The sequence below is a fragment of the Prevotella sp. P6B1 genome, assembly GCF_000702825.1.
In the GTDB taxonomy this organism is placed as follows: Bacteria; Bacteroidota; Bacteroidia; order Bacteroidales; family Bacteroidaceae; genus Prevotella.
Map to the genome: position 1 here is coordinate 376,705 of NZ_JNKF01000010.1, position 21,771 is coordinate 398,475.

21 protein-coding genes are annotated in these 21,771 nt (G+C 46.6%); 9 read left to right on the forward strand and 12 right to left on the reverse strand.

The annotated features are described in order from the left end of the window. Position 1: 1 nt before the first annotated feature. Both T495_RS0102570 and T495_RS0102575 read left to right on the forward strand, forming a co-directional pair. Complete coding sequence (locus T495_RS0102570) at positions 2–724, forward strand: 2-C-methyl-D-erythritol 4-phosphate cytidylyltransferase (RefSeq protein ID WP_028902660.1); 723 nt, start codon at positions 2–4, stop codon at positions 722–724. After that, positions 721–1,743 (forward strand): NAD-dependent epimerase/dehydratase family protein, encoded by a 1,023-nt coding sequence (locus T495_RS0102575; protein ID WP_033147462.1) that lies wholly within the window; start codon positions 721–723, stop codon positions 1,741–1,743. The genes T495_RS0102570 and T495_RS0102575 overlap by 4 nt, the downstream gene beginning before the upstream one ends. Here T495_RS0102575 and T495_RS0102580 read toward each other — a convergent pair. Continuing rightward, positions 1,740–2,606, reverse strand: coding sequence for a phosphorylcholine transferase LicD (locus tag T495_RS0102580; RefSeq protein ID WP_033147463.1), 867 nt, complete (start codon positions 2,604–2,606; stop codon positions 1,740–1,742). The two genes, T495_RS0102575 and T495_RS0102580, sit on opposite strands and share 4 nt — an antisense overlap. 82 nt (positions 2,607–2,688) lie before the next feature. Between T495_RS0102580 and T495_RS0102585 the strand changes: the two genes are divergently transcribed. After that, positions 2,689–4,131 carry a lipopolysaccharide biosynthesis protein gene (locus T495_RS0102585; protein WP_033147464.1) on the forward strand — a complete coding sequence of 481 codons (1,443 nt, stop codon included), beginning with the start codon at positions 2,689–2,691 and terminating at the stop codon, positions 4,129–4,131. Here the strand turns inward: T495_RS0102585 and T495_RS0102590 are convergent. Further along, positions 4,116–5,078, reverse strand: a complete 963-nt coding sequence (locus tag T495_RS0102590; protein ID WP_051651809.1) for a glycosyltransferase family 2 protein — start codon at positions 5,076–5,078, stop codon at positions 4,116–4,118. The genes T495_RS0102585 and T495_RS0102590 overlap by 16 nt on opposite strands. An 86-nt stretch (positions 5,079–5,164) precedes the next feature. Here T495_RS0102590 and T495_RS0102595 point away from each other — a divergent pair, with 86 nt between their 5' ends. Continuing rightward, a complete protein-coding gene (locus T495_RS0102595; RefSeq protein ID WP_081832007.1) occupies positions 5,165–6,193 on the forward strand; it encodes a hemolysin activation protein in 1,029 nt (342 codons plus the stop codon). Positions 6,194–6,196: 3 nt separating this feature from the next. Here the strand turns inward: T495_RS0102595 and T495_RS0102600 are convergent, their stop codons facing one another. Genes T495_RS0102600 through T495_RS15760 form a run of 8 tightly spaced genes read right to left on the reverse strand, consistent with a single transcriptional unit; the run spans position 6,197 to position 14,085 of the window. Further along, positions 6,197–7,597: a DUF6080 domain-containing protein gene (locus T495_RS0102600; RefSeq protein WP_033147466.1), complete on the reverse strand. Its 1,401-nt coding sequence runs from the start codon at positions 7,595–7,597 to the stop codon at positions 6,197–6,199. A 2-nt stretch (positions 7,598–7,599) separates the two neighbouring features. Next, entirely contained in the window at positions 7,600–8,181 is a 582-nt protein-coding gene (locus T495_RS0102605) for an HAD-IB family hydrolase (protein ID WP_033147467.1), read from the reverse strand. Further along, complete coding sequence (locus T495_RS0102610) at positions 8,178–9,161, reverse strand: acyltransferase (protein ID WP_033147680.1); 984 nt, start codon at positions 9,159–9,161, stop codon at positions 8,178–8,180. The genes T495_RS0102605 and T495_RS0102610 overlap by 4 nt, the downstream gene beginning before the upstream one ends. Continuing rightward, positions 9,158–10,267 (reverse strand): acyltransferase, encoded by a 1,110-nt coding sequence (locus tag T495_RS0102615; protein WP_033147468.1) that lies wholly within the window; start codon positions 10,265–10,267, stop codon positions 9,158–9,160. The genes T495_RS0102610 and T495_RS0102615 overlap by 4 nt, the downstream gene beginning before the upstream one ends. After that, entirely contained in the window at positions 10,264–12,090 is a 1,827-nt protein-coding gene (locus tag T495_RS0102620; RefSeq protein WP_033147469.1) for a phosphoethanolamine transferase, read from the reverse strand. Before T495_RS0102620 ends, T495_RS0102615 begins: the two co-directional genes overlap by 4 nt. Continuing rightward, entirely contained in the window at positions 12,083–12,631 is a 549-nt protein-coding gene (gene nadD, locus T495_RS0102625) for a nicotinate (nicotinamide) nucleotide adenylyltransferase (protein ID WP_033147470.1), read from the reverse strand. The genes T495_RS0102620 and nadD overlap by 8 nt, the downstream gene beginning before the upstream one ends. After that, on the reverse strand, positions 12,628–13,206 hold the full coding sequence (gmk, locus tag T495_RS15755; RefSeq protein WP_028902649.1) for a guanylate kinase: 579 nt from the start codon (positions 13,204–13,206) through the stop codon (positions 12,628–12,630). The genes nadD and gmk overlap by 4 nt, the downstream gene beginning before the upstream one ends. Before the next feature lie 3 nt (positions 13,207–13,209). Continuing rightward, positions 13,210–14,085, reverse strand: a complete 876-nt coding sequence (locus T495_RS15760) for a YicC/YloC family endoribonuclease (protein WP_033147471.1) — start codon at positions 14,083–14,085, stop codon at positions 13,210–13,212. Positions 14,086–14,208: 123 nt separating this feature from the next. Here T495_RS15760 and T495_RS0102640 point away from each other — a divergent pair, with 123 nt between their 5' ends. The 5 genes from T495_RS0102640 (at position 14,209) to T495_RS0102660 (ending at position 20,780) form a co-directional block, all read left to right on the forward strand. Beyond that, entirely contained in the window at positions 14,209–15,513 is a 1,305-nt protein-coding gene (locus T495_RS0102640; protein ID WP_033147472.1) for a histidine-type phosphatase, read from the forward strand. Between the two features lie 100 nt (positions 15,514–15,613). Then, the gene (hemE, locus tag T495_RS0102645) at positions 15,614–16,633 is read left to right on the forward strand and encodes a uroporphyrinogen decarboxylase (RefSeq protein ID WP_033147473.1); all 1,020 of its coding nucleotides are present in this window, start codon (positions 15,614–15,616) and stop codon (positions 16,631–16,633) included. A 29-nt stretch (positions 16,634–16,662) separates the two neighbouring features. After that, the gene (locus T495_RS0102650) at positions 16,663–18,762 is read left to right on the forward strand and encodes a TonB-dependent receptor (RefSeq protein WP_033147681.1); all 2,100 of its coding nucleotides are present in this window, start codon (positions 16,663–16,665) and stop codon (positions 18,760–18,762) included. A 12-nt stretch (positions 18,763–18,774) separates the two neighbouring features. Continuing rightward, a complete protein-coding gene (locus T495_RS0102655) occupies positions 18,775–20,004 on the forward strand; it encodes an MFS transporter (RefSeq protein WP_033147474.1) in 1,230 nt (409 codons plus the stop codon). Further along, positions 19,998–20,780, forward strand: a complete 783-nt coding sequence (locus T495_RS0102660; RefSeq protein ID WP_081831976.1) for a uroporphyrinogen-III synthase — start codon at positions 19,998–20,000, stop codon at positions 20,778–20,780. Before T495_RS0102655 ends, T495_RS0102660 begins: the two co-directional genes overlap by 7 nt. Positions 20,781–20,815: 35 nt before the next feature. Here T495_RS0102660 and T495_RS0102665 read toward each other — a convergent pair whose 3' ends face one another. Both T495_RS0102665 and T495_RS0102670 read right to left on the reverse strand, forming a co-directional pair. Then, positions 20,816–21,061: a hypothetical protein gene (locus T495_RS0102665; RefSeq protein WP_033147476.1), complete on the reverse strand. Its 246-nt coding sequence runs from the start codon at positions 21,059–21,061 to the stop codon at positions 20,816–20,818. Between the two features lie 54 nt (positions 21,062–21,115). Beyond that, positions 21,116–21,736 (reverse strand): porin family protein, encoded by a 621-nt coding sequence (locus tag T495_RS0102670; protein ID WP_028902642.1) that lies wholly within the window; start codon positions 21,734–21,736, stop codon positions 21,116–21,118. Between the last annotated feature and the right edge of the window lie 35 nt (positions 21,737–21,771).

A 21,771-nucleotide genomic window follows, 5' to 3' on the forward strand; every position in this document is an offset into this window, starting at 1 on the left:
TATGAATTGTGCCATCATCATCGCAGGCGGTTCTGGTAATCGCATGGGACAGGATATACCTAAGCAGTTTATCAATGTTTATGATAAGCCTGTCCTGATTTATACATTAGAAGGATTCCAACGCCATCCGATGATTGATGCTATCGAGGTGGTATGTATTGAAGGCTGGGAAAGTATTGTACAGGCCTATGCCAATCAGTTTAATATCACTAAACTACGTTGGATAGTCAAAGGTGGAAATTCTGCACAGGAGTCTATCCGAAATGGTGTTTTCAATTTAGAAGGACATTTGTCGCCCGACGATACCGTCATCATTCATGACGGTATTCGTCCGGTGATAGATGATAGTGTATTGACTGATGTCATAGAAGTGGCTCATCAGTATGGCAATGCCGTCACATCGTTACCTTATAATGAACAGATATTTGTGGTCAGTGCCGATGATGCAGAAACTACCACACAGTTTATTCCGCGAGAAACGCTGCGTAGAGTATCTACACCACAAGCCTACACCTTTAGTCTGCTTAACGAGAAATATCATGAAGCATTCGAAAAAGGCATAGGTATCTATGGTTCACATTATGCTAACACCATGATGGTAGAGCTTGGTGTGCGTTTGCATTTTGCCAAAGGTTCTGATAAGAACATCAAACTCACGACAAAGGACGATCTTGAAATATTCAAGGGTTATCTGACCAAGGAAAAAGACAGTTGGTTGAAATGAATAAACAACATCCATTATATCAGGAAGATTTAGCCAGGGTTCTTTCCATAGACGGTATGGAGAGCTTGTCAGGAAAAACCTTTCTCATTACAGGAGCTACAGGTATGGTTGGTACCATGCTGATTGATGTGCTGATGGCTAAGGGCGATGTGAATGTTATTGCTGTGGGACGTAGTCGTGAGAAAGCTTCTGCAAGACTTGGCATGCATTTCGACAACAAGCACTTCAGTTTCCTTGAACAGGATGTTTGTCAGCCTTTCCCCAATGATATCACACCCGATTATATCATTCCGATGGCCAGCAACACCCATCCGTTGGCTTATTCTCAATATCCTATTGAGACGATGATGATTAATCTTAAGGGTGCCGAGCATGCCTTGAATCTGGCAGAAAAGACAGGTGCAACAGTCATTTATACTTCTACAAACGAAGTTTATGGCAATGCCATTGATGATCAGTCTTTTGTAGAAGACAGCAATGGTTCTCTGAATCTCAGCAATGCGCGTGCCTGCTATAATGAGTCAAAACGTTCAAGTGAGGCCTTATGTCAGTCGTATGCTGCAGAGAAGGGCGTTAAAGTGAAGATTGCCCGTTTGTGCAGAATCTTTGGTCCGACTATGCTGATGGATGATAGCAAGGCTTCTTCGCAGTTTATCCGCAAGGCTATTATTGGTGAGGATATCGTATTGAAATCAGAAGGAAATCAGTTCTTCTCCTATACCTATGTGGCTGATGCTGTCATAGGATTGTTGACAGTATTGCTTAAAGGCGAAAATACAGTTGCATACAACGTGAGTAGCGAGAAGACCAATATTCGTCTTAAAGACTTTGCACAGACCTGTGCGGCATGTTGTGGAAAGAAGGTGGTATTCGATTTGCCTTCAGAGACAGAATCCAGAGGCTATTCTGTAGCAACAAGGTCTATCTTAGCTAATGAGCGTATCAAGGGGATAGGTTTTATACCCTACTACGACATTCAGGATGCCATCAGTCGTACCATAACGATTCTTAAATCTTAAACGAACGGGTTGTCAACTCGCTTGTTTAGGTTGTAGAAAGCTTTGAGGTGGTGGGCAACACGTTTCTCCTCAGGAGGCATCTGCATATAGTTGCCGTATATGCCTTTTAAATAGTCGTCATACCCAGGCATCAGGTCGATGGTAATACTATCGAACGGCATATTGATGGGTTTTCCCTCTACAATATGACTGCTGAACAGCTCGCGTGTACCATAAGCCCCGCCATAGTTAATGAGATGCTTGGTAGAGCCATATGGATACTTCAGGCATAGAGCCCTCATTTTTCGTAGCAGATAGCGTTTCATCGGCTTGCGAAAGAAATAGCCCAGTGTCTTATTTAAAAAGCGTCCCCACTCATGTGGTTGTGTTAATAGCATCAGGTGCTGTGAGAAGGTACTACGAGAACTGATAGCCTCGTAACGGTTCTGTAACTTCTTATAGCGGTGTACAAGCGCTTCTACCTCAGCAGGATCGTCGCTGGTGCTATCAAGAGGAAAGACGTCAATGAACAAACCAATAGCGCAAGGGATATCTGCACGCTCAACGAGGGTTGTGTTGCTGTTGCAGAATTTTGGGAAGGGCAGGTAATAATCAGGATGAGTTTCGTTTGAAACCAGTTCGTAATGGCCCAAGTCAGAAGTGCGACAAATCTCTATGAAACGTTCAAAGTCTGGTCGTGGCATACCTACATCGATATCGTCATCCCAAGGTATGATGCCATGATGACGTACAGCTCCAATGGCTGTTCCACCAATAGCATAATAGGTAAGCTGATGTCGAGCACAGATGTCCTGGAACTCTCTGAGTACATCTGTTATAATGCCTTTCCACACTGTTAACTCTGCTGCTGATAATTCTTGCATCACTACTATTTTTTGTTCAGTGTGCAAAATTAATTAATTTGTTTGGAACATCAAACAAAAAGTAGTATTTTTGCACGCAGATATGGACAATTTGAAGGAAAAAACAGCCAAGGGACTTTTTTGGGGAATGCTGAACAATGGCACAACCCAGATACTCAATGCGGTCATAGGTATATTCTTAGGTCGTTTGTTGACACCTGCAGAATATGGTATTGTTGGTGTACTGACAATATTCACAGCAGTTGCAGGAGCTATTCAAGCCAGTGGCTTTACTCAGGGACTAATCAATCTGAAAAAGCCTACTGAGAAGGATTATAATGCTGTTTTCTGGTTTAATATCAGTGTCAGTATGGTGCTGTATGCCATTCTTTTTGTCAGCGCTCCTTTAATTGCTTCACATTTTCATCAGCCTTGTCTGGTTGAGGTATCGAGAGTAGTCTTTCTTTGTCTGCCAATCTCAGCTTTAGGCATCACTTCCAATGCATATATGTTGAAGAATATGATGAATCGCGAGTTGGCAATCATCAATTTCATTGCTTTATGTCTCTCTGGATTTACAGGTATTATGCTGGCTTTGCATGGTTTTTCTTATTGGAGCCTTGTGTGCCAGCAACTGCTCTATATCACATTGACCAATATCGGGCGCTATTATTATGTCAGATGGATGCCCTCTCTGAGGGTTGATTTCACCCCTGTAAAGGAGATGTATGGTTTCTGCGTGAAACTGATGATAACGAACATCATCAATACGCTAAATCAGCATTATCTGACTTTTATTTTTGGAGGACTGTTTCCCATCAAGGCTGTAGGTAATTATTCTCAGGCTAATAAGTGGAATACAATGGCAAGTTCAACCATCTCTGGTACGATAGGTCAAGTGGCTCAACCTGTATTGGTATCGATTAATGATGAGCAGGATAGGGAGGTAAGGGTGTTCAGAAAACTGTTACGTTTTACAGCCTTTTTGTCTTTTCCTGCGATGTTTGGTTTGGCATTAGTATCACGTGAGTTTATTCTGCTGACGATTGGTGCACAATGGCTGGATAGTATTCCTATGTTGCAGATTCTTTGTCTGTCAGGCGCTTTCCTGCCTTTCTATAGTTTGTATCAGAACCTGACGATAACTGCTGGTAAATCCAATATCTATATGTGGTGTAACATCTGCCAGATACTGATTCAGCTGGCTATGATTGCTACGCTTTATCAGCAAGGTATCATGGTACTGATTAGTGTCTATTCTGCTTTTACTGTATTGTGGTTATTAGTATGGCAGATGATAGCCCAAAAGCTGATTGGCATCAAGTTTTTCGATGCTTTGAAGGATACAATACCATTTATGGTTATTTCATTGGCTGTGATGGCGGCTACCTATTATCTGACGTCAAGTATAACCAATCATATCCTACTACTGTTCACAAGGATTCTGTTGGCTGGCTTGCTTTATGTCCTGATTATGCGATTGACTGGGGCTAAAGTGTTCGAGGAGTGTATCAACTTCATCTTCAAGCGTCAGCCTGCAAAATGAAGGTGCTTTTTATAACTCCACTTTATGGTGAGATAAACAAAGCGGAAAAGTTTGATGGTACTTTTGTGAGCCAACAAGAGATGAATCATCTTAAATAGCCCGTGAGGTTTATAATGACAAGTCTGGAGAATATCCTGGCTACTAAAGCCTGATTTCAATACCAGATAATAGGTTTCCAACATACCTAAGGATAAGGCAAATTGATAATCCTGTTGTACATCGTGTTGTTTCAAGAATGAGAATACTAAGTCGTTGGCCCGTAGAAACGATTCGACATGACGGGGTGAAATCTGATCAGAGAAACTACCAGTGATAAACACCTGATAGTGATAGATGGGGGTGTCGACAAACGCCAACTTCTTGGCGCAGAAGAACAGACGGGGGGTTACTGCATAGTCTTCTGCCTGATTCACACCCTCTTCAGGGCTGATACCATTGTCAGTAAACAAGGTCTTTCTGATCAATCGTCCGCAAAGATTATGAGGTATGGTATTGTGAATCAGGAGGAGTTTGAGGATGACTTTCTTGTCTTCATGAGGAACCTGTAAGGTTTCTGACAGCTCTTCACCTCTATAGATACGGATACAGCCAGTAACAATATCAGCTTCTTGTAAGACTTGTTGTGCCACCAACAGTTCCACAGCGTTAATTGACAGGAAGTCATCGCTGTCCACATTCAGAACGAAATCGCCTGTACATGATGCCAAAGCAGTTTTTCTGGCTGCGCCTAAGCCTCTATTGTGGTCATGCCTGATGATCTTGACTTGTGGCGCTCTGTTGGGATATCTGTCGAGTACGGATTGCAGTTTCAGTATGCTGTTATCAGGCGTACAATCATCTACGAAGATATACTCGATATCCTCGTAGGTTTGTTCGAAGAGCGATACAGCACACTGTTCGATATACTTCTCAACGCCGTAGACAGGGACTAGTAATGAAACTTTCACGCTGCAAAGATACAAAAATATCTGATGATACTTGGTATTATTGTGGAAATTTGCTACATTTGCACCACTTTTAGCAAGATATGGATATGGATAAAAAGTATTCTTCGAAAACAGATATTGCCGTTTTGTTACTGTTCTTTACACGTAACGATACTTTTCAGAAGGTGTTTGATGAAGTTCGTCAGGCACGTCCGTCGAGACTGTTTCTTTTTCAGGACGGCCCTCGTGGCGAAAAAGATATGGCAGGTATTGAGGCTTGTCGAAGAATATGTAGCGATGAGAATATAGACTGGGAGTGTGAGGTACATCGCAATTATCAGACCCAGAATCTGGGTTGTATGGTGGCAGGCTATACGTCTCATAAGTGGGCTTTCTCGTTGGCTGATAAGTGTATGGTGCTCGAGGATGATGTGGTGCCTTCGCAGTCGTTTTTCCCATTCTGTAAGGAGATGCTCGACCGTTATGAGAACGATGAGCGTATTACGATGATTGCAGGATTTAATGTTGATGAAGAAACGCCCAATATGCCTTACGACTATTTCTTCACTTCTGCTTTCAGCATCTGGGGGTGGGCTTCGTGGCGCAGAGTGGTCGATAAGTGGGATAATACTTATTCTTTCCTCGACGATGCGTTCAGCATGCATCAGTTGGATGCTTTGATTCGTCAGCGTGGCTATCGTCAGAGTTTCATCAAGATGTGTCAGGATCATCGCGATAGTGGTTTCCCACAGTTCGAGAGTATATTCTGGTCAACTATGTTGTTTAACTCAGGCTTGGCCATCTTGCCTTCTAAAAACATGATTAATAATATTGGTGCTTCTGCTGATTCGGCCCATTATTCTGAGTTCAAGACGTTACCTCGACGCTTGAAACAGCTCTTTACGATGAAGCGCTATGAACTGGCGTTTCCATTGAAACATCCGCGTTATGTTATCGAGGAGGCTGGTTATTGGAAACGTTTCTATAAGGCCAACGGATGGGGATGTCCTTGGGTAAAGATTGGTCGCTCGATGGAAGAACTTGGGCTCAATCTGCGTTATGGCAACTTCAAGTTCATCTTCAAGTCGATAGCTCGTCGTCTACGTATCCTAACTGGTCAGGAGAAGTTCAGCTAACCATCAGAGGATGGCTCTGATGGGCGACAGCAGAAAGTCTGTTAACAAATAGCCATTATATATAAAGAGGTATAGCATCAGTATTGTTACTGCGATGCGGAGCCAGCGTGTTTGCAACTTCCTGAATAGGAAAGCTGTGGCTATGGGTAATACGAACATGTAGTGTGGTGTCATGATAAACACCTCATTGATACCAAAGCCTAAGATGATATGGATAAACATATCGAAAGCGAAGCACGAGAGACAGAGCCATAGGAAACGGCTCTTCCTACCTAACCAAATGCCTACTACGGCTAAAGTGAGTATCAATGCCTCGATAACATAACTGAGCGTCCATCTGTATTGTACAAACACAGGACGATGTACCAGCGTATCTTCCAACAGATAGTCCTGATGAAACTGTAACGACTCGCCAAATAGGTTCTCATAAGTCGATTGCCAACGCGAGGTTGTGATATCTGTCCACTTCAGAAAACCATAGTTCTCCATGGGTTTGCCTGTTTTGGCGGCTTGGTGTTGTAATACCTTTGCGCGACGGGCTTTCCTCGCTTCGTATAGCTCTTTCTCCTGGGATGTCATCTGGGCAACATGGGCTTTTTCGGCTTCAGCCTTTTGCAATTTGCGTTCTGCGCGTGCTTTTTCCTTGGGCAGCACATAGGTGCGATACTCCCAATTGGCTGTTCCCCAAAGCAAAGCTGCTGGCAGGATGACTGCTAAAAGCAGGTATTTAGGACGGAAGAATCGTCGCAGATTTACAAAGAAGCCTGATAGGAACACCTTGACACCATTACTCAGCGTAACACCTGCTGTGATGTAGAACAGTAAGGCTGATTGCCACCACTTGAACTCCCTGCCTTTCTTGATACAGATGCCAGAGATATACAGCGTGATGAGCAGCAAGAACATCGATATCGTGAAGTGATCGGGTACGATGACTGACAGCAGAATGTAGGCAAACGAGAAGTGATAGGCTGTCAGCAGGGTAGCGTCTTTCTGACTCAATTCCAGTACTTCGCGATGAATACGATAGAGGAAGATATACGAGTAGTACGAGCAGCATATCAGCAATGCAGCTACCAGATACTGCACGCAGTTCACGCCTAACAACCATGTCAACCCCTCATTGATTAGCCATAAGGGCCAGATCATAAATGAGAGTAAAGGATGCCGAAACACCTGATAGACCACATCCCAATCGGTAATCCCCAGATAGGTGAGTGGATCGTAGCCGGAAAGATGCAACTCGCGTTCGAATACTTTCCAGTATGGGCCAAAGCCGGGTTGCATGAACAGGTCGTGCATACGATAGATAAACAGTGCATTCAGGGCGATAATCACCATGAGTGCGATGGAGGACTGAAAACGTTCTTCAGGTTTAATCTTGAATATCTTGAGTGGTGTCATAATTAACGGAATGGTTTAAAATACGGTTCATCCGCAAAATCCAATAGTTCTTTGTCGCCTCGGCTGTCGCCATAGGCTGTGAGGTGGTAATTCTGGCGATTAGGATATAGTGACAGTATGCGGTTTACCTTTTCTTGTCCATAACAGTTCTTGGTCAGGAAACGGCCAGTCAGTTTGCCATCCATTACCTCGATTTGCGTGCCCAGCACCTTCACGTCAGAAAAGAAAGGCTGCACCCAGTTATCGATTGAAGCACTTACTATCAGCACCTCCGAGCCTTCGTCCTGAGCTTGTTGTATGGCCTTGATGCCAGCTGGGCGCAATAGATGTTTGGATGAGGCTGAAAAGGCCTGACAGAGGGCATTAAAATCCTCAAGCTTCATACCCTTAAAGAAGTGAGTAAACACCTTTTGCTTGGCTTTCCAGTTAGGATAGAATCCCATTTTCATCAGTACCAACAGATGGGCATATCGTACAAACCCCCATCCAAAGGCTATTGTGCCCTTGGCAAAACGGATAAACTCTATCAACGTATCCTTGGTTGTCAGCGTTCCGTCGAAATCGAAAGCGTAAATCTTCTTCATACTCTAACAATGAGTTTTAGTATCTTTTGCAGTAACCATGCCAAAGGAATGGTAATTACAATGGTGAGCAAGGCTGTTAGCCAATAGCCCAAGTGATAGGGGATGATATACGCCATCACGAAGTGGTTGTGTATCAGATAGGCCTCCAGACTGAGGGCGCCAAAAAAGGCGCAGAAGCTATTGAACCATCGTGGCGTGCGACGGAACACACGGTTCAGCATCATAATCAGCGTGATGGTAAACGGAATGTATATCATGCGCTCTACGAATAAGGGGAATCGTCCGTGCGAAATCTGCTCCAGATATACACACGAACTGAAGGTGGCCAGGAAGATAGTGAGTATCATCCAGATGCCTGTACCATCAATCTTGGTTTGCTGTCGTACCAGTTCGCCGCAGTTGATGCCGATAAAGAAGATGGGCACACGACTCCAGAATATTTCGATATGCCCTACAGCCTGATGCAAAGGCGCTATCCATTGCACCCAGATACACCAGAGAATCATGAGCACAGGCATCCATCGGTAAACGGGATGGCGCTGAATCAATCGCATATAGGGTGGTGCCCAGAGATAGAGCATCATAATGGCTGGGATATACCAGAAGGTGAGCTCGTCGTACAACCAGAAGTCCCAGTTGATGGTGATATCGCCTATCAGGTCGATATAATTGCCGTTTGTCCAGTCGAATCGTGGCAGATAAAAGAGCGATGCCATTACCAGCCAGGCTGGATAAATACGCAGCAATCTACGCTTGTAGAACTGCCAAACAGCAGGATTCTTGACCCACGAGAACCAAAGGCCGATACCACTCAGAAACAGGAACATATCTACTCCCACATTGCCACATCGCCTCAGGCCGAAGAACTCGTTGCTACGAGCCAGCGGCACGTGGAACAGGATGATGAACAGCATGGCTGCGCCCATCAGTTCAGCGCGATAACGGCTAATGTTGGCCAGTTCGATATCCTTGATTTTCACAGTTTGGGACTTGGCAGTTGGTCTATTACCTTCTTCATTAACCATGAGAGGAACAGCGTAGCTACTATGTAAAGCAGCAAGCCTGCATACAGATCGTCATAGAGATAGGGACGTACAAATATCTTTCTAACCAGCGGATGGGTCACAAAGATGGCGGCAGAAATACTGCCCAGCCAGACGCTATACTTCAGCATCCATTCTGGCATCAGTTTTACCAGCGCAATAGTTCCAACAACAATCAGCGCGGGAACCCACAGCCATCCTTGGAAACTGAAACTCAAAACAACGATGAGTACAACAGCGAGTAATAAGGCGAGAATTTGTTCCCAACGTGGGAATGTTTTGTTCCCAACGTGGGCGCTCGGCTTTGCCGCTTCGCTTGTCGAAGAATTTTTTGTTCCCAACGTGGGAATAAATCGTGCCATAAGTATGCCCATCCCGAAAGGCAGCATGCCGCCAATCAGATTATAACGCAATCGCTCCAGCAAAACAGCGTCGTCCTGGCAGGAAAGTTGCCACAGCCAGCATAGGGCTATCATACCTATAACTACCCCCCAATGGCGCCAGCGATAGCATATCAGTCGATAGAAGATATAAAGCTGCAAGGTGATGCTGAAATACCAGAAAGGACCAGGCCAAACTACATGCGAGGGATCTTCGAGCAGATTGGCAAACATGCCCAAAATCGCCACCACCGCAGTCCAAGTATAGCGGTGCATACCAGGGGTGAAGGCATCGAGCATGGTGAAGATGACAAAACCCACGATGAAGATACGGAACAGCTTCAGATAGTTGTAACGCACAAATCGCCATAGTCCCACCTCTGGCAGTTTGCCTTGCTCGTACTTCTTGACCAGTCCAAAACCGCTCAGAAACAGGAAAACGGGTACGCCATAGTGGCCGAAGAACGATACGAGATGCAAGGGCAGTTGCTCGTCAGGATTCAGTATATACTGCCATAGCTGGTCTGCCTTGGATAGTTGCCAGGTATATTCGTTCTCTCTCACAATGCCCCTGAGCCAGTGGCAGTAGTTGTGTAGCATGATAGCCAGAATGGCAATACCACGCATGGCCGAACACTCGTTTCTTGTTAACAGCTCTTTCATTTCTTCTTCAACTGGTTATAGTCTGTCTCACCTTTCAGGATACGTGGCCGCTTGGTATTGTATTCTGGGCTGACCACATTGTACTCAGAACGATAGAGTGGTGAAGAGATGCCACCAAAATATAACAGCAGGTGTGATAGCACATCGGTCATCATGGGACGGTTCTTAGCTGCCTGTATTGCTTGCCAACCGTAGGGGTGATTCTCCTGATACTTGGGCGAACCCCAGATCCAGAACGGAATCTCCATCTCATTGCGTGCCAAACGGTAGTCGATGGTAGCACCATGCATGCGACCATAGACGTAAGGCTGACCATCGAAGATCTCCTCTGCATGATCAGGCATGAAGATAACGACAGCATCCTTATCCATAAAACGCTGGGTAACGGCCCATACGATGGAGTCGTTATAACGTATCGAATTGTCGTAATCGGCCAGAATCATACGCTGTTTCTTGGTCAGTTCTGGACGATTGTACATTGAGTCTTTCAGGAACTTGTGTGTCTTCTGTGGATAGCGTGCCTTGTACATCAGGTGCGATCCCATCAGGTGCAGAATCACCAAGTTGTGCTCCTTATTCTCTTTCTGCAGACGGTCGTACTCCTGCAGTACCCCTTCATCATAGGGATACAGACGGGTGTTGCGAGTGTCAAACAGCTTGTTGCTGAGTTCGGGATTGTTCAGGAAGAACCCGCCGCTGAAGTCATAGACTGCTTCATCGGCCTTCGACTGGAATTGGTTGGTGATAAACGTCACGTGATAGCCCGCTTGGCGGAATACCTCAGGGAAGAGCGGATAGTCGCACCATTCAGCACTATCGCCAACGGCTTGTAGTGAGAGTATGTTTTTAAACACGAAACTCGTCAGGTTCCAAGGTGCCACCACATCCGTAAAAGGTACCAGACTGCCTTCTTGGGCCATTGCCACCTGATGGGGCGTAGTAGGCATGTTGTAGCCATATAGCTGTGAATGGTGTTTATTGTAGCTCTCGCCAATCACCAGCACGATGTTGGGTACACGATAGCTACAGCTATCTATCTGTACCTTCTCGCTGGCTGCTTCAAGCTGTACAAGTTGATGATCGGCCAGATGATTGGCATAAATGCTGAATATCAGTCTGTAGACGGGGATATAGAGCTCAGCTCTGTCTTTGCGTGTCAACTCGTGCTCCACCTGTCCTACGGTGTTGTACGAGAAGAGTCGCTTCATCGCTACCTTGTTATCCCAGCACTGGTTGTAACAATCGATGAGGAGTCCTGCGGTAAAGCACCCCAATATAGCTTTGCAAACCATCGGAACCAGGTCGTTGACCTCAGGCAGAATCATTCTGTTGCTCAGCTTGACCAACTGCTTGCGCAGGAAGATCCACACAATATGAACCAGTATCAGCAGCAGAATCCAGCCCACATACGATGTGATGACCTCTCCATTGAGATATGAGGCAAGAAACTCTTCCGATTCCTGTTTGGTGGTTTCGTTAAAGAGCATCAGCATAGTTGGCGTCAAAGTCGATTCGAACTTCACGTAGCAGAACATATCTACCAGCGCGATGCTGTAGAGTGCTACGTAGAGTAGGGCTCTGACCCAATAGCGCACCTTGTGAGGGATGAGTGTCAGAACCACGGAGACAACGTAGATATCCAGAAACAGTTCTGGTGCCGAGAGCTCATAGGGCTTGGCACCTATCAAGTGTAGGGTTATTTCCAGTTGTGTACAAATCCACCCTAATGCGAACATAAAAACGAAGAATGCGCCATTCTTCTGGATGGGTGCAAACAGATAGCCCAGCCACTCAAGTGGATTTATCTTGAGATGTTTAAACATACAGTCTGTGTTTGGTAATAAAGTCTGCTACAGCCTTTGGCACCAGTGACTCGATGCTTTTCCCGTCTTTGATGCACTGACGGATATCTGTGCTCGAAATATCAATGAGTTCCAGTCCGTCGATACCGCCTTCGCTACCGCGACGGGGATAGACAATAATCTGAAACTCGTTGCGGATATCATCAGCACGATACCATTTATTGAACAGCTGCCAGTTGTCGCCACCAATCATTAGCACAAACTCGCGGTCAGGATAATCCTGCTTCAGGGCTTGTAGCGTGTTCCAGGTGTACGATGGTTTAGGCAGATGCATCTCGTAGTCGCTAGCTACGATGCCCTTTTCGCCAGTAACGGCCAGTTGGGCCATCTTCAGCCTGAGTGCATCGTCGAGCAGATCGGTTGAGGCTTTCAGGGGATTCTGTGGCGAAACCATCAGCCACACTTCGTCGAGCCCGGCTTTCTCACGTAGTTGTCGAGCTAACGAAATGTGTCCATTGTGGATGGGATTGAACGATCCGCCAAAGATCCCAGTTCGTATCATTCTATTTCCAAAAAATCTTTGATGACTTTCAAGGCATCAGCTTCGGCATAGTCCAACATATCGTTGATGACAACCTTGTCGAACTTATCAGCAAACGAGAGTTCGAACTCAGCACGGGCAATACGCTGGTCGATGACTTCTGGTGCATCAGTAGCACGCCCCACAAGTCGCTTGCGCAGTTCGCCAATCGATGGGGGCTGGATAAACAGGCTCAGAGCCTTGTCGCCATAGAATTTCTTGATGTTTACACCACCTTTCACGTCAACGTCGAACACCACGTTCTGTCCAGCTTCCAACTGGTTCTCAACCTGCGATTTCAGCGTGCCGTAAAAGCGGTCGGTATATACTTCTTCGTATTCCAGGAACTCGTCGTTTTCAATACGCTGACGGAACTCTTCTGGTGTCAGGAAGAAATAGTCAACGCCATTCTTCTCAGTGCCGCGAGGAGCTCGCGATGTGCACGAGATAGAGTAGGCCAGATTCAGTTCCTTGTGCTCTCTCATCAGCCACGAGATAATCGTACTCTTGCCAGTGCCTGATGGAGCTGATATAATAATCAATTTACCTTTTGCCATCGTTTAAAGTGCGTTAAGAACCTGTTCCTTAATCTGCTCCAGCTCGTCCTTCATCTTAACCACGATGTTCTGCATCTCGGCCTGATTACTCTTCGAACCGGTTGTATTGATTTCGCGACCCATTTCTTGAGCGATAAAGCCCAACTTCTTACCCTGTCCGGCAGGCTCGTTCATCGTATCGCGGAAGTATTTCAGGTGGTTGGTCAGTCGCTGCTTCTCCTCGCTGATGTCCAGCTTCTCGATATAGTAAATCAGCTCCTGCTCCAGGCGGTTCTTATCATATTCGGCTGTTGGAATCTGCTGCAAGCCATCTACGATACGTGCTCTGATTTTCTCAACGCGACTCTTCTCGTATGGCTCAATCTCGCCCATCAGCTTGGCAATATTATCAATCTTCTCAGTAAACTTCTTCTGTAAGGCTGCACCTTCCTGGGTACGGAAGTCAACCAGGTTCTTCAGGGCTTCGGCTACGCCACCTTTTACTACAGCCCACTCATCTTCGTCCAGCTCTTCTACGTCAGTCTTAGTCATGACGTCTGGCATGCGGAGCAGGGTAACGAACCAATCCTCAGGAGCAGGGATGCCTGTCTTGTCTGATATGACCTTAATCTGCTGATAGTAGTTCTCCACCAACTGGGCGTTGATGGGTGTTGGGTCAACAGCCATATCCTTCTCAACCCATACGCTCATATCCACCTTTCCGCGGATCAGAGCTTCGGCCACCATCTGGCGCATTTCCATCTCTTTCTCACGATAGAGTGGCGCAATACGTGTGTTCAAGTCCAACTGCTTAGAGTTCAGCGACTTGATTTCTACGTGAATCTTCTTTTCCTTAAACGCTACGACTGCCTTGCCGTAACCTGTCATCGATTGTATCATGCTATACCTATTTAATAATATTTGGCTGCAAAGGTACGAATAACTACGTGAAAAACCAAATAAAATTGCAATTTTCCAAATAATTGCTTATCTTTGCACGAGATTATCAAATATTGTAAGAAAATGAAACGAAAACTATTAATTCTTGCTATCGGATTTTCGATGGCGGTACAGGCGCAGCAGGCACCTGTTTTTGAGACTTCGGCTAAAGATGAGATTGCTGCCAACCGCTTTCTGGCAGGTAGTAACTATTTGGACTACGATCGTCAGCTTTCAGACAAACCGCTGACGCCCAGTCCCAAGAACTACGAACCATTCTATATGAGCCACTATGGACGTCATGGTTCACGTTGGCTCATCAGCGATGGCAACTATTCTAAGCCCCTTGCAACGCTGAAGGCCGCTAAGGAGCAAGGTAAACTTACATCGCTGGGCGAGAAAACACTTGCAACTATCGAAGCCATCTATGCTACAGCCGACAAACGACTGGGCGACCTGACTACCGTTGGCGAGCGCCAGCATCATGGTATTGGAAAGCGTATGGTGCAGAACTTTCCAGAGATTTTTAAAACAAAAAATCTGAAGATAGATGCCCGTAGCACCGTTGTGAACCGTTGCATTCTCTCAATGATTGCCGAGTGCGAGGAGTTGGCTGCTGCCAATCCCACAGCCCAGATTCATAACGATGTGAGCGAGAGTCTGCAGTATTACCTGAATCAGCCTTGGGACGGCATTGTTAGAGAACAGAGTAAGACGGGCGGCAAAGAGGAGCGCGACTATACGATGAAATATACCCACCCAGAGCGCCTGATGAAACAGCTCTTTAACGATCAGGCTTACGTATATAACAATGTAAGCGCCTCGTCATTGATGCGCCAGCTGTTCCATGTGGCTTGTAACTTCCAGAGCCATGATACTGATCTGGAGCTCTTCTCGCTGTTTACTGACGAAGAGGTGTACGATCTGTGGCGACTCAACAACATCGGTTGGTATCTCGACTATGGCGCATCGCCAGTTTCTGGTGGTGTCATGCCTTTTAGTCAGCTCAATCTGCTGAAGAATATCATTGCTACAGCCGATACTGTTACCCAGACTCAGGCTACCCTACGCTTTGGTCATGAGGTGTGCGTGATGCCTCTTGCCTGTCTGCTGGAACTCGACAATTGTGGTATGGTAATCAACAATCTCGACGAACTCGATAAGTATTGGCGTAACTATCGCATCTTCCCTATGGGTTGCAATATCCAGCTCATCTTCTATCGCCCTAAGAAGGGTAAGACAGGCGATATCTTAGTGAAGGCTCTGTTGAACGAGCGCGAGGCTTATCTGCCTATCGCTACCAACCAGTGGCCTTACTACAGTTGGAAGGACCTGCGCGCCTATTATTTGAAGAAAATAGCCGATTTCGAGACAAAAAACAAGAAATAATCCGTAAAAATCCATATTTATAGGGATTGCACAGTTTTCTGAATAGTCGTACCTTTGCCCCCGCAAATTTGAAGGTATCGAACACAGAAAACGAAAATATATGCATAGCAATCCATTTTTTGCGGTTATCAATCACCAACCAGCCTGTCGCCCTCCTGTATGGATGATGCGACAGGCTGGTCGCGTATTGCCCCGCTATCGCCATCTCACTCAAACGCATCCTTTCCGTTCTATCATGGCCGATGCCAAGTTGGCTGCCGAGGTTACGCTGATGCCAATCGCCGATATGGGTATGGACGCAGCCATCTTGTTCAGCGATATCTTAGTGATTCCTGAAGCTTTAGGTGTCGAGGTGGAATGGACCAGTGAAGGACCTGCTTTCCCTCGTCCACTCATTGGTGTGGAGCATCCTGCAGCAGTGTTGAGTTTTAATGCGTCGCATCTGAATCACGTGGCCGACACGCTTGATGAGATTCGGCGACAGAAGGTTGGCGATACGCCTGTGATAGGTTTCTGTGGTGGGCCACTCACCTGCCTTTGCTATATGTTGGCTGGGCGCGATCGTAGTCTGCAGTTTACAGAGGTGGTGCGCTATCTCTATACGCATCGTGAGGAGTCGCTCCAACTGTTCGAGGCTCTGACCAGCGCCAGCGAGACCTATGTGCATTTGCAGGCTCAGCATGGTATCGATGCATTCCAGATTTTCGAATCGTTTGCGAGTGTCATCCCTGCCGAACTCTATCAGGAAGTGGTTCTGCCGTTTGTACGTCGTATCACAGCGGCAGCCCGTCAGCACGGCTTACCTGTCATCTTCTTCCCTAAGGGCTTTGGGGCTGGGATCCAGATGCTTAGTCTTGAAGATTGCGACTTTGTAAGCATCGACTGGCAGACACCGCTATCTGCAGCTCGCGGTTTGGTAGATGCAAAGTTAGGTCTTCAGGGCAATATGGACCCTCGTGTACTGTTTGCCCCTCAGGCTGTGATTGAAAAGCAGTTGCGCACTTATGCCCAGTTCTTCAGCCAGCATCCTGATTATATCTTCAATCTGGGGCATGGGCTTCACAAAGATACACCACTCGAGAATGTACAGTTCGTGACGGAGTGGTTCAAACATATGTGATTATATTCAATTATTAATATATTAGAATGATGTTTTTAGGATTACTTTTAACAACCATGCTGGTCGTAGAAGGACCAGAAATCAACACAGTTGACACAACCACAGCCCGCTCTTATGCCTTGGACGAAGTGGTTGTCAGCGCGTTTAAAACAAATAAATACGAGGTAGTGCCCGCATCGCGCTCAGCCTTGTCGGCTCGTCAGATCAGTAATCAGCAGATTACTGGCATCAAGGAGCTGACAGCTGTCATCCCCAATTTCTACATGCCCGACTATGGCTCACGAGCCAGTTGCCCTGTATTCGTGCGTGGCGTGGGTAACAAGTCGGATGGTACAGGTATTGGCTTCTATGTAGATGGTATGCCATACTATGAGCCCCTCTCGTTTGATTGCGATCTGGGCGATATTGCCTCAGTAGAAGTGCTGCGTGGACCACAAGGCACGCTTTATGGACGTAATGCCATTGGTGGTATTGTGAATATCAGCACCCGCAACCCATTGGAGTATCAGAACACCCGTTTGCGCTTGGGCTATGGTCGCTATAACGATCTGCGCACACAAATCTCTAATTATACCAAGGTGTCAGATAAGTTCGGCTTCACCTTTGGTGCCCTCTATCATCACAATGATGGTGCCTTCCGTAACAGCTATCTCAATGAAAAGGTTGACAAGATGAATGAGACCGAGGAGCGTATCGGTCTTTACTATAAGCCTGCCGACAACTGGTTGGTCCGCCTGACCAGCAACTTCGCTTACAGCGATCAGGGTGGCTATCCTTATGTCCCTGTGGATGTGGCAACCAATACATTGCAGGACATCAAGTACAACCGCTATAGCTCATTCCGTCGTCTGGTCAGCACTACTGGTTTGGGTGTCACCTATACAGGTCCTGTAGTCAGCTTCAATAGCCAGACCTCATTCCAGTACATCAACTCAAAGCAGGCTATCGATCAGGACTTTACTGTCAACGACAAATCGTTTGTAGAGAATGCCCGCCATCAGAATATGGTGTCGCAGGAGTTCACCCTTAAATCTAATAACGATAGCCGCTACCAGTGGGTGGTTGGTGCCTTTGGTATGATGGAACATGTGGATCGTGCAGTTGATAACTTCTCACCATCAGCAGGCTCGCTCAGTCACACCAACTATTGTGTTCCCACCAGTTCGCTGGCCCTGTATCACCAGAGCACCTATAACATATGGCGAGGCCTCTCGGCTACTGCTGGTATCCGTTTTGATTATGAACATGCTAAGACCAACTATGAAAATCTAAAAGTAAAAGTTTCGCCACTGCCTGATGGCAGTTTTACCTTAGTTGAGCCCAGCCAGGATCCATCAATAGCAGGTGAATCCTTCGAGAGTACCAAGAACTTTACACAGGTAACGCCTAAGTTCACCTTGCAGTACCAGACCACAGAGGATAACCTCTACTATATATCAGTAACACGTGGTTATAAGCCAGGCGGTTTCAACAAATCGTTCTCTACTGCCGATCAGCGTTCATATGAACCAGAGTATAGTTGGAACTACGAGGTGGGTGCCAGCGTTAACTTGCTGAACAATCTGTTCACAGTGAGTGCCGACCTGTTCTATATCGATTGGCGCCACATGCAGATCACCTCTACTATTGCAGGTGTGGGTAATATCACCACCAACGCGGGTCATACTGATAGTAAGGGTGCCGAACTGAACGTTGTGGCACGTCCTGTAAAGGGCTTGCAGCTCACGGCTAACTATGGTTATACCTACGCCCGCTTCCTCTCTTATGTGAAGAGTGCTACTGTAGATTATACCAACAATCGCCTGCCCATGGTTCCTAACCATACGCTGAGCGCCGATGTCAACTACACCATCAACCCCACAGGATGGCTGGATTGTGTGATGTTCAATGTTGGTTTGCGCGGACTGGGTCGTATCTACTGGGCCGAGGATAACCTCGTGAGTCAGGACTTCTATACCACCCTCAATGCCAAGGTGGCCTTCACCAAGGGAATTGTTACCTGGGAGGTGTGGGGCAAGAACCTGACAGACACCAACTATATGGCTTATGGCTTCAAGTCGTCAAGCGGTAACTATGCTCAGGCAGGCAAGCCTCTCATGTTTGGAACTACCATCGAACTTAATTTCTAACCCCCATACTACATGGCAACAACCACTAACGTCGATCAAGTGCGCCGATTGAATCTCGCCACGTTTTTCTGCCTATACATAGCGCAGTTCATACCATCTACGTTTATCACAACAGCCATGCAGGTCAGTATGCGCCAGGCCAATTACGGCCTGGCCACTATTGGCTTGCTGCATTTGGTACATATCCCCTGGCTCGTCAAGTTTCTCTGGGCGCCTATGGTCGATCGTCAGTGTGCCAATCTCTCCAACTACCGTCGTTTCATCCTGCTCATGGAGTCGGTCTATGCGCTGTCTATCATGTGTATCGGATTTCTCGATATCTCAGCCGATATTTACTTGATATTCGTGCTGGTGTTTATCTCGATGTTTGCATCTGCTACGCAGGATATCGCCACCGATGGCCTGGCTGTACGTGCTTTCGGCAAGGGCGACCATAGTGCTGTGAACAGTATGCAGTCGATGGGACGCTATGCAGGTGCGTTCCTGGGTAGTGGCATCTTCATTGTGATGCTCGACCATTTTGGCTGGAGCGTGGTGTTCCCGCTTTTGGGATTGGTGGCTTGGTTCATGGTGGTGCCTTTGCAGTTTAACAAGAAGATTCATATCGAGCCCCGTTCGCCCAAGCAGCGTGCCAAACTCATGGACTTCATGTGGTTCTTCTCGCGCAAGGATATCATCCCCCATGTGGTGTTCCTGCTGCTCTACTTTATGGGTATTATTGGTATTATTGCCAATGTACGTCCATACATGGTCGATCTGGGGTATAACATGAAGGAGATTGGCGTGTGGTTTGGTATGGTGGGCACAGCCACCTCGTTTGCGATGGCCTGGGTGGCGCATGTGTTCATCCGTCGTATCGGCATGTATCGTGCCCGCTTGGTGGTGGCTGTCATGATTGTTATGGCGCCGCTCTATTTCCTGTTGCTCACTTTCCTGCCGTCGCCCACGCTGCCCATGCTGGTGGGTGGTTTGTTGCTGGTCAAGACGTGCCATGCCTTTGCTTCAATCGTGGTTTATACCACGGCGATGGATTGTGTGCGCGAGGGGCGTGAGGGAACCGATTTCACCATCCAGGTAGTGGTGGTTCATCTCAGTTCGTCGCTCATTTCGATTATATCGGGAGGCGTTGGCGAGTGGCTCGACTATCGTGGTCTCTATCTCATCGAGCTGGCTATCGCCCTTGTCAGCCTCGTTTATGTGATTCGTGTTTTCAAACCTCATCAGATGTTAGCCCGATGGTAAGACGTGTGCTTTTTTCGGCGCCTGACACCTATCATGCCCGATTACATGAGGCCTTTGCCGAGAGGCCTTCGTGCAGTTTCCGACAGATGCTGATGCCTCTTATCAGTTCGGCTTTATTACCGCCAGAGGGCACCTTCCTGTCGTTTTGCAGTCAGTTGGCTGCTTACGATTACGTTATCTGTTCCAGCATCATGGCTGTGCGTGCGCTTGAATCAGCAGGTTTAGATAGGTTGCTTTTAGAGGGCAAGGTTGTTGCTATCGGCAACGATCAGCAAGCTGTTCGTCAGCTTTTGGGTGTTTCTACGGCTCTGTCTGATGCCAAGCCCAGCATGATGGGGATTGTGAAGGCGCTTCAGAGCCAGTCGTCACTGGCTTCAAAGCGTATTGCTGTGCTGTTGCCCAAGTTCTGTGGCATGCCTGTTCCCCCAACCATCACCAATTTCCAGCGTGCGCTTAACCAAACAGGCGCTGCCATGACCTATATCTATTGCTATCGTACCACAGCCTTGAGCGAGGAGTATTATGCCGAAATGGTAGATACTCTGCGTAGTGGTACCATCAGCGCGATAGCTATTACCAGTGGTGGCGAGGCTTATGTGTTGTCTAAGATTCTGGCTTATGCAGCTGCGCAAGGTGAGCCTATCTGTGTGCCCATCTACTCGTTTGGTCCTTACACCACCCATTGTGCCCAGCAGGTCTCCCTGCCCATCGCTGGCACTTCCCCAAAGCACCAGCGATTTACCGACTTTATCGATTATCTCGACAGGCTATTGTAATTACCATCCTCATTGTTCATAAATATGGAATAGACTCAACATGAATAATAGTCCGCCTCCAAGAGCACAGCAAACGGAATTGCTACTATGTAGTCGAAATAGTTCCTAATAAACAGATAAGTAGGAATTGATGCTGTGAAAGCACCAATTCCAAGTTCGAAACCAGCAATGATTTCTATAATCATGCCCCAAGAGAAATCACTTTTGCTTTTGGTCAGCCTTACTTCATTCTCAATTTTTAAATGGGCATAATATATTTTGTTAAAGAAATGTTTTATCATACCCCTTATATTACAGGGCCGGAGATCTCCGGCCCTGTTTATTGCTGTGATAATTTACAAACCAAACTTGTAACCAATCGTCAACTGGAAGACGCTGTTCTTAACACCATCTCCTGATGGGACTGACAAAACCTTCGTTAAACCAGCATAATAACGAAGCTCCAACTGAACGTTGTTCAAATCATACGAGATTCCAACGGGAATCGAGAAATCGAACTTGTGAAGTGTTACATCCATTCCTGCGTTTTTGTACGACTCCTCCAGTCCTACCTCTGCAGAAACACCATTGTTACTGATCTTAACCTTGTCGTTGATCAGGAATCCAGGCTGTAAGCCAACCTTTACCGACAGGTTATCAGTAACACGAGCGGCAGCAATGACAGGCACGTTGATGTAGTCCATCTTGATGGTGCCATCTACACCTTGGACATTGGTTTTGCATCCCTGCTGAGAATACATGGCGCCAAACGACAGCGCTACCTTGGGTGCAGCCTCGTAGCTAAACTCTCCACCAAGGGTAAATGCCGGACGGGTTTTTGCATCGGCATCATTCGTCATTGTAGCAAGGTTAAGACCAACTTTTGGCATGAAGCTCCAACTGCCTACACCATTCTGTGCAAAAGAACACAACGAGGTTGACATCAAGACAACCATCGACAAAATTTGTTTTTTCATAATCATTTTTAGTTTTGTTAAAGTAATATATTATA

What these genes read in the sequence shown, in the direction of transcription:
- T495_RS0102570 (WP_028902660.1), top strand. Translation starts at nt 2, where the DNA reads ATGAATTGTGCCATCATCATCGCAGGCGGTTCTGGTAATCGCATGGGA.
- T495_RS0102575 (WP_033147462.1), top strand. Translation starts at nt 721, where the DNA reads ATGAATAAACAACATCCATTATATCAGGAAGATTTAGCCAGGGTTCTT.
- T495_RS0102580 (WP_033147463.1), bottom strand. Translation starts at nt 2,606, where the DNA reads ATGCAAGAATTATCAGCAGCAGAGTTAACAGTGTGGAAAGGCATTATA.
- T495_RS0102585 (WP_033147464.1), top strand. Translation starts at nt 2,689, where the DNA reads ATGGACAATTTGAAGGAAAAAACAGCCAAGGGACTTTTTTGGGGAATG.
- T495_RS0102595 (WP_081832007.1), top strand. Translation starts at nt 5,165, where the DNA reads ATGGATAAAAAGTATTCTTCGAAAACAGATATTGCCGTTTTGTTACTG.
- T495_RS0102600 (WP_033147466.1), bottom strand. Translation starts at nt 7,597, where the DNA reads ATGACACCACTCAAGATATTCAAGATTAAACCTGAAGAACGTTTTCAG.
- T495_RS0102605 (WP_033147467.1), bottom strand. Translation starts at nt 8,181, where the DNA reads ATGAAGAAGATTTACGCTTTCGATTTCGACGGAACGCTGACAACCAAG.
- T495_RS0102615 (WP_033147468.1), bottom strand. Translation starts at nt 10,267, where the DNA reads ATGAAAGAGCTGTTAACAAGAAACGAGTGTTCGGCCATGCGTGGTATT.
- T495_RS0102620 (WP_033147469.1), bottom strand. Translation starts at nt 12,090, where the DNA reads ATGTTTAAACATCTCAAGATAAATCCACTTGAGTGGCTGGGCTATCTG.
- nadD (WP_033147470.1), bottom strand. Translation starts at nt 12,631, where the DNA reads ATGATACGAACTGGGATCTTTGGCGGATCGTTCAATCCCATCCACAAT.
- gmk (WP_028902649.1), bottom strand. Translation starts at nt 13,206, where the DNA reads ATGGCAAAAGGTAAATTGATTATTATATCAGCTCCATCAGGCACTGGC.
- T495_RS15760 (WP_033147471.1), bottom strand. Translation starts at nt 14,085, where the DNA reads ATGATACAATCGATGACAGGTTACGGCAAGGCAGTCGTAGCGTTTAAG.
- T495_RS0102640 (WP_033147472.1), top strand. Translation starts at nt 14,209, where the DNA reads ATGAAACGAAAACTATTAATTCTTGCTATCGGATTTTCGATGGCGGTA.
- hemE (WP_033147473.1), top strand. Translation starts at nt 15,614, where the DNA reads ATGCATAGCAATCCATTTTTTGCGGTTATCAATCACCAACCAGCCTGT.
- T495_RS0102650 (WP_033147681.1), top strand. Translation starts at nt 16,663, where the DNA reads ATGTTTTTAGGATTACTTTTAACAACCATGCTGGTCGTAGAAGGACCA.
- T495_RS0102655 (WP_033147474.1), top strand. Translation starts at nt 18,775, where the DNA reads ATGGCAACAACCACTAACGTCGATCAAGTGCGCCGATTGAATCTCGCC.
- T495_RS0102660 (WP_081831976.1), top strand. Translation starts at nt 19,998, where the DNA reads ATGGTAAGACGTGTGCTTTTTTCGGCGCCTGACACCTATCATGCCCGA.
- T495_RS0102665 (WP_033147476.1), bottom strand. Translation starts at nt 21,061, where the DNA reads ATGATAAAACATTTCTTTAACAAAATATATTATGCCCATTTAAAAATT.
- T495_RS0102670 (WP_028902642.1), bottom strand. Translation starts at nt 21,736, where the DNA reads ATGAAAAAACAAATTTTGTCGATGGTTGTCTTGATGTCAACCTCGTTG.